This window comes from Cyclobacterium xiamenense, assembly GCF_900109255.1.
GTDB lineage: Bacteria > Bacteroidota > Bacteroidia > Cytophagales > Cyclobacteriaceae > Cyclobacterium > Cyclobacterium xiamenense.
On sequence record NZ_FNZH01000001.1, the window covers coordinates 453,397 to 466,820 of the forward strand.

Consider the following 13,424-nt stretch of genomic DNA (forward strand, 5'->3'; position numbering starts at 1 on the left):
ATTAAGTTACGAATAGGAATAGATTAGAATTCAGCATTAGCCTATGAAACGGTATCCGACCCCGCGTACAGTTTCCAGGTATTTTTTGTATTCTCCCAATTTTTTCCTCAGACCCACGACCATGACATCCACAGACCGTTCGGTTACAAAATAATCTATTCCGCTGATTTTTTCGATAATCGTACTACGCTGGTATACCCGCCTAGGGTTCGAAATAAATAGCTCCAGCAATTTGAATTCTGAATAAGTAAGGCTCAACTCTTTATCGAGCAAGTATGCTTTATGGCTGTAGTTATCCAAACTTACCTCGTTTAGCTTGATCACCGGTTGCCGGATAGCGATGGGGCGATCTTCGGCTGATGCAGTAAGCCCATTGCTTAAACCATGCACAGGATAATAGTTTTCTTTCCTCCGTAAAATATTCTTCATCCTAACGATGAGTTCTTTAACTTTTACGGGTTTCCTAATGTAATCCTCGACACCTACCTCCAATGCGGTGACGGCATCAATCTCGCTTTCCCGGTCGGTGAGCATTACCAGTGGAATGTGGGCATGTTGTTGCGAGCGTTTGAGGAGCTTACAGAGGTCTAGGCCGTCAAAAATGGCCATGTTCCAATCGGTAACGATTAGATCGGCTGTACCCTTTTTGAGGTAATCGTAACCCCTTGTTGCATTGTTGAATGTGGTTACAGTGGCACCTTCCCGTTGGAAGTTAGACGTCAGCGCCTGCAAGGTATCGGCGTTAGCTTCGATGAGTAGAATAGATGATCGATACATGGTTGAGAGAGGTTGGTTTACCCTTAAAGTTAGGCAGCGAGGTTTACTTAAGTATTTCCTTAGTATTAGTATTGGATTAGAGGGTTTAACCTATCGTAAATATTTACGATTATTTGTTAACCCATTGGTAATAAAAGGGATAAGTAGCCAGATAAGTAGCGAGCACAGAAAGCTTTTTAAACAAGTTTCAATGTGGTCATCACTCCAAAATGGTCGCTTGGCAGTAAGCCCCTGGGGCTAGGTTCATTCAAAACAACTCGTGATTGAGTGGTCTCCCATTTTTCGGACTGCAACGTTCGTTTGATAGTAAAGATGTAGTCGATTCTTTTGCTTACACCTTGGTGGCAAAAAGTAGCACCAACTGTAGCATTTTCTGCGGTTTCGGTGGCTGCGTATGTATCTCGGATGTGCCATTTAGAGTGCGTTAAAAGGTACTCCACCGTCTTCGATTGGGGCCTGCTGTTAAAATCGCCTGCCAAAAACCCTAGTTCGAAAGGGATTTCAGTGAGTCGGTCGAGTACAGCTTTTACCTGCCGGATTTTGAGTCCGTTGCAGTTAGACAGGTGGGAAAGGTGCACATTGGCAAAAAGAAGTTGTTGGCCAGCTATTTTAAAAGCGGCCAGCTGCGCCACTCTTCCACCATCTGATTCATTGCTGGGTAAGGATAGGGGTTCGTTGAAGTCACTTTGATGCCTGGAAAGAATTGACAAACCCGAATGGCTGTCCAGCATTTGCCCCGCCAATTGGCGGAATTTCCTACGCGCAGGTATCCAATAAACCTGCAGTCCAAGGCGGTCTTTCAAAAAAAAATCCGTGGCCATTGTCCCGTCCACCGATCGGAAAACCTCTTGCAACAATATAATATCAGGTTGAAGAGCTGCCAAAGTATCCGCCATCCAATTAAGCCTTTGAAAATAATTCCCATCGCATTTCCAAGTGTTAAGGGTAATGATTTTTAGAGGCATAGGAAAAGAGGTTTGTTAGCGTATAAACGTTTGAGATTTTTGTGCACTCTTTTTAGAAAACCCGATTATCAGGTAGGGAGGCAGGGTTTTTTATTTTTGAGGACCCTTGTAATAGTGTGCAAAATTCAGCCTTCCCCACCTGCCAGAGGTATTCTCATCCAAATACTTTTGGAGCAACGGCTTGAATTTGCACAATATTGGCCTTCACCTTTTTGAATTTTTCCAGAGCATTTTCCAAATTTCCATTTTCTTTATAGGCCACCCAAATGTGCCCCAAAAGCCCCATGCCGTTAAACCCTGCGTGATAGATGCTATTTACCTTCTCAGCGGTGATGCCCGTAAGAGCGATCACATCCACATGATCCGGTTCACTCTTAAAAAACTTTTTGATCGTTAGTATTTTGATTTGGCTATTATATCCCTTGTTAGAGATGCTGTCGAAAACGGGGCTTAAAAAAAGGTAGTCAAATGGAAAATCGTTGTTTTGGATGTCAGAGAGGGAATGCACCGAGTGGCTAATGTGCCGGTATTTTTCCCGCATCCGCTCCACTGTATGGCTGTTGTCCTGCATAAAATGCCGAACGGTGTAAGCTTTGTTGAAGTGCACTCCTTTCAGCCCAAACTCTTCAACCAAATGGAAATGGGAATGGATGATAATCCTGTCAAGGAACTGGGAGGGGATTTTATTCAAATAAGCAACCATTTCATCGGTTGTATAGTTTTTCTTTCGGAGATGAAAATACCTGAGCCCTTGTTCGAAAAGATTATGAAGTAATAGATGCTCTTCAGGGACTGGGTAAAAGTCGGAAAGTAAAATGATTTTCATACCAATAATCGTTATCTATTCCTGTTTCACTTGCTACTAATCTGGCTACACTTCCTAATTTTTCCCGACGGCTACACGTTTGATAAGGCATCGGATTCTTGTAAAGATAGTTACAGAACGTTTCCTACCAAATACCGTGGGCATGGGTTGCAAGATTATAACCACAAAAATACCTACACGTAACTAAATCCTAATCTGGTGCTAGTTTTTCTTTTTTAAGTTTGGATGAAAGTAAAAAAATCAACGATGAAGGGTGTCTATATCTTTTGCGTATGTTTGGTGATGGTTTCTTGTACGGATGTGGAAAACAGTGGGAGCCAGGTTCCGCAGGTGTTCCGCTATGGTTATCGTCCGCCAGATGTCGATGTGGGGGAGAAAATGGCAGAATTGGACGGTTTCAGGCAATATTTGGAAAAGAAACTCGAAATGCCTGTAGAACTTTATGAGATTCTAGGATACGCCCCTGCGATTGAGGCATTGCGGGCGAACAAAATCGAAATGACCACTTTGGGATCTTTTGCGTTCGTCATTGCAGAAGAGAAAGCAGGCATAGAACCTATAGCATATCGTGGGCACAAAGACACCGGAAAAGGCTCTTACTTTTCTCTATTCATCACGACGCGAAAGGATTTGAAGACAATCGAAGATGTTAAGGAAAAAGCCCATACCTTGAAGTTAGCGTTTGGTAACCCAGCCTCTACCTCGGGGCATTTGATACCCCGTAAATACCTGAAAGAAAACGGCATTAACCCTGAAACTGATTTCGAAGAGGTGTTGTACTGTCCAGACCACACCGCCTCTCTCATGGCAACACTTTCGGGGAATGTGGACGTGGCTGCCGTCATGAACATCACCATCAACAAGTTTTTACAGTCGGGCAAAATTACTGAAAATGATTTCGTCACGTTATTTCAATCAGATCCTATCCAAACAGATGCCTATGTAGTGAGGCCTAACCTGCCCCTAGAACTAAAACAGAAGGCGATAAAGGCGATGGTTGATATGTGTCAAGAAGCGCCTGAAATCTGGTACGGTATCAGTCCTGTAAGTGATCGTGACGTCATTCTTTTCCCCGCTCGGCAAGAACTGTGGAACGAAATCAGGGAAATGGCACTTTTAACTAAAAAAGAAATGTTTGGAAAGTAATGGACACCGCCGGCTATCGAAAGTTCAAATTACGGAAGCAATGGCGGCGATTATGGCCGTTCTTTATACTATTCCCTTTTTTGATTTTTTCCGCTTGGCTAGTAGAGGTGGACATGCGGGTGTTTGAACAAAAAAACTTTCGGATCTTGAACTTGTTATCCGATTTTTTGTATCCGGCATGGGAAGTACTGCCCGTTATGTTGATAGCTGCTTCTAAAACGGTGCTATTGGCTATTTTGGGAACGGTCTTTGGGAGTATTCTTTCTTTCTTTTTCGCGGTTTACGCGGCTGAAAACCTAAGCCCCCGGTGGGCTAACCACATTTCCCGGATCCTTATCGCTCTGGAACGTTCCATTTCTGAGGTATTGATTATTTTAGTGCTGATTGTCATTTTTGGGTTGGGGATGTTTCCTGGCGTGGTTGCTATTGCCATTTCTTGCATTGGCATGTTAGGTAAGTTGTATGCCGATGCAATAGAAGAAATACCCGAATCTACTATTCAGGGGTTACGATCTGTTGGTGCGACCAAGTTACAGGTGATCCTTTTCGGTGTCTTCCCCGAAATAGCCACTTCGCTGATCGCTAATACCATCTTACGGTTCGAGATCAATGTTCGTACTTCGGTGCTGTTGGGTGCGATCGGCGCTGGGGGAATTGGGTATGAATTATTGAAAGCTTACAACTATTTGGCTTATTCGGAAATGTCGGTTGCAATCCTAACGATTTTAGCTTTGGTGTTTGCCTCAGAACAGCTATCAGGCTATTGGCGTAAAAGCGTTGATGGAAAGAAAACTTTTCGAAACGCTTTTTGAGAATTATAATGTACCGAATCCATGTCCAACCGTAGTAAATTATTTTCCTCCAAAACCGAGCCCAATTATTGGCCTCCTGTCCGGCACCGTGCCAAGGTAGCACAGGTAGTTGCTGTATCGGTCATGGTGGTGAGCATTTGTTTGCTCATCGGGTTTGACCCAATATTGATGATTACCGAGTTGCCGTTTGCATGGGCATTTTTACGGGAGGTTTTCCCGCCAAATTTTAATTATCTTTTCCACAATCCCCATGTGTTCGAGTCGGCTATTTCCACCATTGCTATGGCTTTTTTGGGAACTTTTGTCGGGGGGATGGTTGCATTGGTATTGGCTTTTTTGGCGGCAAGGAACATCGTACCGCAAAAAATCCTCAACGGCTTGGTCTACTCCCTTTTCTCTGCCGAAAGGGTCATCCCTTCTTTCATTATCCTGCTTTTTTTCTTGATTTTGGCTGGGATAGGTCCTTTTGCAGGCACCTTGGCTTTGAGTATCACCACTATCGGCACTTTTGGGAAATTGTTTGCCGAGTCCATAGAAAAAGTAGATGATGCAATTTTACAGAGTGTAGAAGCTACGGGGGGTAGCCGTTTGCAAATCGTCTGGTTTGCCTTGCTGCCAGAGGCTTCGCCCACCATTATCAGCCATTTTTTCTACGCTTTCGACGTGAATATACGCCGGGCCATAGGCTTAGGGATTTTTGGCGGGGGCGGCTTGGGGTTTGACCTTTATATAGCCATGGGTATGATGGAATATTCCAGTGCGGTGGCTCTGATGTTGGTGATCGTTGTTCTTATTTTTTCCTCCGAAAGGATTTCCAACTTCCTGCGGACCAGCGTGATGCGGAATGGCTGAAAAGGAAAGGCATTTTCGTCAGATTTTTTACTTAAAGCTGCCAATCAGCCATCGTGGGCACTATTTTTTACAAAGTCTGCTAAAGCGATTTTTTTGACCGCTGGGGATAATGAGGACTGCACTTTATTAAAATACTTTTGATCTTTCGCCCGGGTATTTTTCAATTTACCTTGCAGTAGTTACACTTCAGGCCGGACGATACCGAAACTTGTTGGGTTATGCTATAGTGACTGTAGCCATGCCAACCTGCCCCACGGGTCACGCTTGTATACCCAGAGTTGACCTTCCACATCCTACTACCAGCTTAATCTTTTGACAGCATTAACATGGCCCACGCTTATCTTATGCCAAGGAATGTTATGGACAAAATCACCCAACGGGCGTCATGGTAAGCGGGCACGATGGTCATATTATGGGACATAAGGTAGCGAAAATCGGTCAATGGGAAATTAGCGAGAAAGGAATTTCCTGCCGCTCCATGTTGGCAGTTTCCCACTCGACTATCAACAGTTCACCTCCAATGTTTTCAAAGTAGTGCACTTCAAGGTCATGTTGGCCTTTTTTTAACACCACCTCGCCTGATTTGGTCATGGGTCCGTGATCACCGTTGTTGTCTACTACTAATATACCATTGATGAAAAGTTGGCTACCATCGTCAGACGTCGTGTAAAATGTGTATTTCCCCTTCTGTTCCACTTGCACTTTTCCTCGATACTTAACAGCAAAATGGTGTTCGTGCATCTTGATGATCGTTGGATCGAAAGTATCGATTATTCCTTTATTGACCGCTACGAGTGTATCGAAGTCGGGTAGCTTTCGCCATCTTCCGGAAAAATATTCGAAGGATACCCCGGTGCCCGGTGGAATTTTCCGGTACATTTTTTCAACAGTCTCACTCCCGAACGTTTCTTTGAAAATTCGTGCGCTGACCGTGGCAGTAGCGTCGAGGGCAATGGGTTCGGTATAGCTTGCGCTTTCGAGGCTGGGCCTGGTGCCATCAAGCGTATACCGAATTTCTGCTCCTTCCAAAGGTACGGCCATTTCTACTAACATTTTTTTGTCGAAAACGGGGTTCACTGTGCTGATGACAGGCACAGCGGAAGGCGACATTTCAATTATTTTCGAACCGCTCAAAGAAAGGTCTTCCTGGTCTTCGAACTCGTAGCTCATGGTCCAATCCAACGTCAATATTTTGGAGCGCAATTTGCCCACCTCGTTTTTTGGGCTGATTTTCACCTGTACACTTTCCGAACTGTGGGGGGGTAGTTCCCAAGCTTTTTCACGGGGAATTGGCGACAAAAGGTGATCGTGGAAAAACCGCATATAAATGTTGAGCGGGTAATCCGAAGGATTGGTAAATTGAAGATATAGGTGGGCCTCTTCTTCCCCATCATCTGAAAGTAGCAGTGTATGACCAAAATTGGTGCTGTTGATTAGTCCTTGTGCCATTTCATAATCGGCGACGGTGGTGACATCGTGTCCCAAAATACCATCCAGCTTCAGGTTGGTCATCACAGGCCCTTGCTCATCCATGGTGACCAACGTTACATGGTCAAATTCGCCGAACTTCGGGCCGCGCAACTGGCTCCCACCGCCGGTGGAGGCGAGAATATAGTAGTTGGCATTTTTGCGAGGCATGTACAGATAGCGGTGGTTGTGCCCGGCAATCACGGAATGCGGCCTGCTTTCCACCAGCCGCTCTATCTCGTTGAAACCGCCAGCAAATTCACCGTAAGTCCAAAGAGGATGGTGCATCATGACAAAGGTCCAGCGTACATTTGGGTACTTTTCCAACACTTCGGCAAAGTAAGCAACCTGTACTTCATCGATCGTCTCGGCGTTTTCCGGATTCGAATCAAGACAAAGAAAGAGGACATCTTTGTACAAAAAATGGTAATAGGCGCGCCCAAATTTTTCGATCCATTTTTTCCGCATAGGTTCGTTGGAAATGTCGTGGTTGCCGGGCAGGTAAAAAAAGGGTACTCTCAACTCGTCAATTATTCCTTCAAACGCTGCCCATTCTTTGTCCATTTTTGCTTCGTCCGTAGTTACTCCTGGTATAAAATCGCCAACGCTCACAACAAATTCGGGCAAAAGCCAATTGAGTTTTTTTACCGCATCCTTGAAAACCCCAGGCCTCAGCCCGCCTGTGCGGTCACTGACAATGGCAAATTTGTAGTGAAGCGGATCGTCATAAAATGGTTTGGCAGTCCAAGGATTTTTTTCCTGCACATCGGCTTCGAAGTGTTCACTTTGCTGGCCATGGCCGGAGAACGCATAGGCAAGCAGGCCCAATAGGATAAGTATTTTTTTCATTTTTTCACGTTTGAAGTGTTTTTGAAGCGTGTTTTTCATAGCTGAGATTCTTGGAAACGGGTTTGGCAAATTGAGATCGGGACTCTTGGCTGAAATGGTTCATTCAAAAACTCAACTTCTCAAAATCGAGGGGTTGCTTGGAAAAACCGGGTCCTTCCCAATGAACCTCTAGCACATTGCCAGCCCGATCTTGGAAATATTGCACTTTCAAATTATATGTGCCCTTTTTTAATCGAATGCTGGCCTGCTCCGTCCTGGCACTATGAGTTTGGTCATTATTCACAACCAATTCGTTATCGATAAGCAATTTGGAACCATCGTCGGAATGAATGTAAAAGGTGTAGTTCCCGCTTTTATCGATTTTCAGTTTTCCTTCAAACAAAAGCCCATAGAAGTATTCGCGTTGCTCAATAGCTGTAATGTCAAAATTTCGTGTAGTACCTGAGACGGTAGGAATCAATTGGTTGAAATTGGGCAACAGCTCCCATCGCCCCACTTTCTGGGGATCATATTCAAAATAATGGTAACGTAGCCCACCACCACTTTCAATTTTTGTTACTATGCAGGTGTCGGGTTGGGTGCCGTTTCCTTGCCCGTCAAAGATTTGGGCGAGGACAGTTTGATCTTTTTCTATGCGGATGGGCTTTTCATAGACGGGAGAAGATTGGGTGGGTGCATTTCCATCGAGGGTGTAATGTATTTTACCCAACTTGCTTGGCTGCACCATCACCAATTCGGTCGATGACAAGAACTGCGCCTTACGCGTGGGAATGATATCCACCGTGCTGGCTTCCAAAGGGACAGTAAGCACGCCTTGTAGCGACAAATCCGGGTGTTCCGGTAAATGGTAGCTGATCGACCAATCAAAATCTATGGCCATTTGATATGAAATAGGGAAAGGCTCGATTACGCGCAGGTCGACCATAAAGTGTGAACGCTTCCGGGGCGGAACGGTCAGTTTAACCTTGCCTTCTGAGGCTAGCACATAATGGTGGTGGAAAAACCTTCCTGTTAAATGAAGGGGATGTTCGGCATCGTTTTGAACAGTTACCTGCAATATCCCCCCTTCAAATATGTCTGCGCTGGGAGTTAAAAGTACACCCTCGAAGCTGGTACTTTTAACTAAATTTTGCGAGAGCGCCACCAGCTCGGTATTGGTGATATCGTGTGGGAGGATTCCATCGAGCATCAGATTGGCCAAAATTGGGCCGTTTTCTGTCACCGTCACCCAGGTAATGTGGTCGAATTGCCCGTAAGAAGGACCGCGTAGTGAACTTCCACCGCCTGTTGTAGCCAAGATGTAGTAATTTCGGTCTTTCCTGCTGAAATAGCGGTAAGTATGCTGGTGACCCGCAATCACGGTGTATTTCCGATTGGCAAGCATGGTTTCCACTTGTTCGAAATTGGTATTGTGGCTATAGTCCCACAGCGGGTGATGCATGAAAAGCAGCGTCCATCGGACATCTTCATGGTCTTCCAACACTTTCTTGACGTATGCCAATTGTTCGTCTTCGATGCGTTCCCCTTGCCCCTCATTGGATTCCAAAGCCAGGAAAAGCACGTCTTTGTAAATAAAGTAATAGTAGCGTATCCCAAACTTATCTTCCCAGAACCTACGTTTTGTGGGGCTGGTGCCCGTGTCATGATTGCCCGGAAGGTGGAAAAAGGGCATTTTCAGTGGTGAAAGGATAGAATCAAATTCGGACCATTCGGTCTCAAGGCCTTCCCATGTTTGGGAATCACCTTCTATCAGGTCGCCAACGCTCATGACAAATTCGGGTTGCAAGATATTTAACTTTTCAACTGCTTTGGCAAAAACCCCAGGGCGATGCCCGCCCGTGCGGTCACCGATAATGGCAAATTGGAAATGGTCGGGATTATCCAAGAACTGAAGGTTGGTCCAAGGCTTTTTTTCTGTTGGTAAGTTTGATTGGAAGTGCTCCGGTGCCTGTGCTAATACGGAAAGTGACCACATCAGAAAACATATAGAGTTAAAGTACTTTTGCATGGATGTAGGTGAGAAAACGATCTTGAAATAAACCGATAAAGGTGTTTTACACATAATCGCGGTAAATATCTGGAAGGTTTTTTACTAAGATACTAAGAAATAATATGCATTTGATTAAAATAGTGTTTCCTCCCCTCGGGAAATCCGAATTTTAAAAACCTATATCACTTTTTTCTCATTCAATGCTAATAAAGAGTTTCTTTAGAGGATAAAAGTTGCCTGTTACATGCATTTTTGCTTTTTTTTTAATAATCGACGGGTTTTTTAATATAGCTTTTCTTTCGAAACCAGAATTACTAATAGTGCCGTTTTGGAAATATCCAGTCCTTATTTATTTTAATCAGCAGATAAATCGAGATATGGGTACGGGAAATGAATTTAGTTCAAACTACCAATTACAAACTATTGATTTGCTCATACGGCTAAATTATCCCTTATTTTTATTAAACAGAAACCTAATGGAAGGCTGATAATCAAGTAGTTATTTTGTTGGAGTATATGAGTGTTGAACGTACCAGATAAGGAACGGTTTATCTAGAATGTAACTGTCTGTTAGGGATTCAACTACTCGGTTTTGTATAAACTTTTATGTAAACCTTTTATGAAAAACTCCTTACGAAGAATTGCAGTATCATTCGCTACCTTTTTGGTACTGCTCAGTCCTATCGTTGCTACCCCTCCTTTGCTGGCAGGCACAGGAACATGGCAAGACCGTATCATTACCGGGAAGGTTAGTGATGCTGATACAGGGGAACCCTTGCCCGGCGCCACAGTAAACATTAAGGGTACCTCCGAAGGTACGGCGGCCGACGCCGATGGTGAATTCAGGCTCACGTTACCGGAGGGGGCAGAGGCGCTGCTTATCAACTACCTCGGGTATCAAACATTAGAGGTGCCTGTTAACAACCGATCAATTTTCAACGTTAGTTTGAGGGTAGATTATGCGCTGCTCAATGAAGTGGTGGTGGTTGGGTATGGCACCCAAAAGAAAGCTGACTTGACTGGGGCGGTGGGCAGTTTGAAGGAAGATGGTTTTAACAATGGGATTATCGCTTCTCCTGCTGAACTTTTGCAGGGTAAACTCGCAGGGGTGAACGTTACGGGTATTAACGGCGAACCCGGCGCCGACCAGACCATCTTGATTCGAGGAGTTTCCACACTTAGGGAAGGCAACCAGCCACTCATCGTTGTTGATGGAGTCCCGCTGGACAACGGTAGCAACACGTATGCCAATAGAGGAAGCGTGGGCTTTGGCAACAGCCCCGCACCCAGCCCGTTGAACTTCATCAACCCCGCCGACATTGAATCCATCGATGTGCTGAAAGACGCCTCTGCGGCTGCCGTTTATGGTTCCAGGGCAGCCAATGGTGTCATCATCATCACGACCAAGAAAGGAAGCATCGATAAATCAAGCGTGAATTACTCCAATTTCTTTGGTGTATCTAACATTGCCAGGAAGATCGACGTATTGAGTACGGAGCAATTCATTGATTTTCAAGAAGGCATCGGTAATACCAGTGAAATAACCATTTACGATAGAAATAATAGCACCAATTGGCAAGATGAATTTTTCAGAACTGCCTTCACGCAGAACCATAATATTTCTTTCAGCGGTGGCAGCGAAAATTCGGATTTCTACGCTTCTTTGAGTTCGCTCGATCAAGAGGGTATTCAAGAAACCAACTCGTTAAAACGCTACACAGGCCGGGTCAATTTCTCCCAGCGATTGTTAGAAGACCGTGCCAGTTTGAGCATTAACCTGACAGCAGGGCATACAGCTAACTTGGGGATTGGTAAACTAGACAACGCTGGTGCAAACTTTGGCAGTTTAATTCCCGATATTTTGGGAGCTAACCCAACCTACCCCGTCCGCAACCCTGACGGCTCTTTATTCATATTCCCCAATGGCAGGAACCCCTTTGCCAGCGTAGAGTTATTCTATCCCGAATCACGGTTGGATCGGGTATTAGGGAATATTGAAGGCTCGTTCAACATTGCCGAAGGGCTGGTGTACAAAGTGAACTTTGCCATGGATAGGGGGGTTAGCAATGCCGAAAACCTCGCAAGACCCAGCGGTTTGCCGAAAATTGAAACCCCTGAAGGAGAAATCCAGTTTGCTTCGGCGGAGAACACCAACCGGCTCATTGAAAATTTTGTGAATTATTCGAGGGTTTTCGGGGAACATGAACTCGCCTTTTTGGCAGGGCATTCGTATCAGAGGTTCTTCCAACGCAGCAACCGCTGGGGCATTCGCAATTTTACGACCGACGAGATCGATCCCGTCTTTGCCCCGCAAATCGGTTCAAGTATCGATATCAATGATGCAGGAGGAAGTGGGGAAATCAACGAGTTGCAATCGTTCTTTGGCAGGGCCAACTATACCTTTGCCGATAAATATTTGCTAACTGCAACACTCCGTGCGGACGGCTCTTCCCGATTCGGAAAAAACAATAAGTACGGTGTATTTCCTTCTTTATCAGGTGCTTGGCGGATAAGTGAAGATGGTTTTATGGCCGGTTCTACTACCTTTTCCGATTTGAAATTGAGAGCAGGATGGGGCGCAACCGGTAATCAGGAAATCCCTAACAAAATCACTCAGCCTTCTTTGACGGCTTCTGTCGATGAGCGCGACCGCGGCTATCCCGTGACAGTCGGCCCAGGTAATTCAGGTGTGGATGCCGGTTTCATTTTCAACCGAACTGCAAACCCTGATCTAAGGTGGGAGGTGACGACACAAACCAACATCGGCCTTGACTTTGCCCTTTTCAATGGTTCAATTTTTGGTACTGTTGATTATTTCTATAAGAACACCACCGATGTGTTGTTGAACCTGACCGTGCCTGATCCTATTTCCCCAACTTCAAGTCGTTGGGAAAACATCGATATGGATATTATCAACGAGGGTTTGGAAATGTCGGTAAACTACAGTTCTCCTCGTACAAGAAAATTCATTTACGAATTGGGTGCCAATGCAACGATTCTCGACAACCGCGTGGAGAATGCACCTTTTTCGCTACTGGCTACCGGTAATTTGGATGGGCCAGGGTTGTCGGGGGTAACCTCCGCTGCAATCCTAAATGGCGAACCAGTCGGTACATTCTTTTTGCGCGAACATCTGGGTTTTGACGAACGCGGGCAAAACATCTTCCGCGACGCCGATGGCGATGGTGTCATTACGGCTGGTGACCGGGTGGTTTCTGGTTCACCACTCCCTAATTTTACCTACAACTTTTACGGCACACTGCGGCATGGCGGATTTAGCTTTATCTACAACTTCAATGGGGTGTCAGGAAATGTGATTTACAGCAACACTGCCAATGCTTACTTCAATAATCCACAGCTTTCGCAAGGGGTAAATATTGCCGAAGCGTATTTTAACCCCGAGGAAGGGGCAACCAACTCGGCAACCGAATCTACTCGCTACCTTGAAAAGGGTGATTTCCTTCGCTTGAACAATGCAACCCTTCGGTATGACTTTGATCTCGCCGATTTCAGGTGGGCCAGAACTTTGGGTGTTTTTGTAACCGGGCAAAACCTGTTTGTCATCACCGACTATAGCGGGTTTGATCCAGAAGTGAACGTGAACCAGAGTGTGGGTGGCATCACTTCCTTTGGAATCGATCACATCAACTACCCAAGGGCACGCTCTTTTATGGTCGGTTTGGATGTTGCTTTTTGATAAGCCTCATTGTCCAAAAACTCTAATAAAACTGGTTTTAAGA

General features: G+C 45.1%; 9 protein-coding genes. 4 read left to right on the forward strand and 5 right to left on the reverse strand.

Going from position 1 to position 13,424, the window contains the following annotated elements; all coding sequences use genetic code 11:
• Window positions 1-36: 36 nt before the first annotated feature.
• The 3 genes from BMW71_RS01610 to BMW71_RS01620 all read right to left on the reverse strand — a co-directional run bounded on the left by BMW71_RS01610 (window position 37) and on the right by BMW71_RS01620 (window position 2,568).
• Window positions 37-777 (reverse strand): response regulator transcription factor, encoded by a 741-nt coding sequence (locus BMW71_RS01610; RefSeq protein WP_092168540.1) that lies wholly within the window; start codon window positions 775-777, stop codon window positions 37-39.
• 176 nt (window positions 778-953) lie between these two features.
• A complete protein-coding gene (locus tag BMW71_RS01615) occupies window positions 954-1,742 on the reverse strand; it encodes an endonuclease/exonuclease/phosphatase family protein (protein ID WP_092168543.1) in 789 nt (262 codons plus the stop codon).
• A 154-nt stretch (window positions 1,743-1,896) separates the two neighbouring features.
• Window positions 1,897-2,568: a thiamine phosphate synthase gene (locus tag BMW71_RS01620; protein ID WP_092168545.1), complete on the reverse strand. Its 672-nt coding sequence runs from the start codon at window positions 2,566-2,568 to the stop codon at window positions 1,897-1,899.
• 225 nt (window positions 2,569-2,793) lie between these two features.
• On the opposite strand from BMW71_RS01620, the gene BMW71_RS01625 reads away from it, so the two are divergent.
• Genes BMW71_RS01625 through BMW71_RS01635 form a run of 3 tightly spaced genes read left to right on the forward strand, consistent with a single transcriptional unit; the run spans window position 2,794 to window position 5,378 of the window.
• Complete coding sequence (locus BMW71_RS01625; RefSeq protein ID WP_092168548.1) at window positions 2,794-3,714, forward strand: phosphate/phosphite/phosphonate ABC transporter substrate-binding protein; 921 nt, start codon at window positions 2,794-2,796, stop codon at window positions 3,712-3,714.
• Window positions 3,714-4,526 (forward strand): phosphonate ABC transporter, permease protein PhnE, encoded by an 813-nt coding sequence (gene phnE / locus BMW71_RS01630; RefSeq protein ID WP_092168551.1) that lies wholly within the window; start codon window positions 3,714-3,716, stop codon window positions 4,524-4,526. The genes BMW71_RS01625 and phnE overlap by 1 nt, the downstream gene beginning before the upstream one ends.
• Window positions 4,527-4,547: 21 nt before the next feature.
• The gene (locus BMW71_RS01635; RefSeq protein ID WP_092168554.1) at window positions 4,548-5,378 is read left to right on the forward strand and encodes a PhnE/PtxC family ABC transporter permease; all 831 of its coding nucleotides are present in this window, start codon (window positions 4,548-4,550) and stop codon (window positions 5,376-5,378) included.
• Between the two features lie 438 nt (window positions 5,379-5,816).
• Here BMW71_RS01635 and BMW71_RS01640 read toward each other — a convergent pair whose 3' ends face one another.
• Window positions 5,817-7,694 carry a PA14 domain-containing protein gene (locus tag BMW71_RS01640; RefSeq protein WP_177179552.1) on the reverse strand — a complete coding sequence of 626 codons (1,878 nt, stop codon included), beginning with the start codon at window positions 7,692-7,694 and terminating at the stop codon, window positions 5,817-5,819.
• Between the two features lie 103 nt (window positions 7,695-7,797).
• A complete protein-coding gene (locus BMW71_RS01645; RefSeq protein WP_177179553.1) occupies window positions 7,798-9,579 on the reverse strand; it encodes a PA14 domain-containing protein in 1,782 nt (593 codons plus the stop codon).
• A gap of 724 nt (window positions 9,580-10,303) precedes the next feature.
• Between BMW71_RS01645 and BMW71_RS01650 the strand changes: the two genes are divergently transcribed.
• Window positions 10,304-13,381 (forward strand): SusC/RagA family TonB-linked outer membrane protein, encoded by a 3,078-nt coding sequence (locus BMW71_RS01650; RefSeq protein ID WP_092168563.1) that lies wholly within the window; start codon window positions 10,304-10,306, stop codon window positions 13,379-13,381.
• Window positions 13,382-13,424: the final 43 nt, after the last annotated feature.

Coding starts and splice junctions, on each gene's coding strand:
- BMW71_RS01610 (WP_092168540.1), bottom strand. CDS start 777: ATGTATCGATCATCTATTCTACTCATCGAAGCTAACGCCGATACCTTG.
- BMW71_RS01615 (WP_092168543.1), bottom strand. CDS start 1,742: ATGCCTCTAAAAATCATTACCCTTAACACTTGGAAATGCGATGGGAAT.
- BMW71_RS01620 (WP_092168545.1), bottom strand. CDS start 2,568: ATGAAAATCATTTTACTTTCCGACTTTTACCCAGTCCCTGAAGAGCAT.
- BMW71_RS01625 (WP_092168548.1), top strand. CDS start 2,794: ATGAAAGTAAAAAAATCAACGATGAAGGGTGTCTATATCTTTTGCGTA.
- phnE (WP_092168551.1), top strand. CDS start 3,714: ATGGACACCGCCGGCTATCGAAAGTTCAAATTACGGAAGCAATGGCGG.
- BMW71_RS01635 (WP_092168554.1), top strand. CDS start 4,548: ATGTCCAACCGTAGTAAATTATTTTCCTCCAAAACCGAGCCCAATTAT.
- BMW71_RS01640 (WP_177179552.1), bottom strand. CDS start 7,694: ATGAAAAAAATACTTATCCTATTGGGCCTGCTTGCCTATGCGTTCTCC.
- BMW71_RS01650 (WP_092168563.1), top strand. CDS start 10,304: ATGAAAAACTCCTTACGAAGAATTGCAGTATCATTCGCTACCTTTTTG.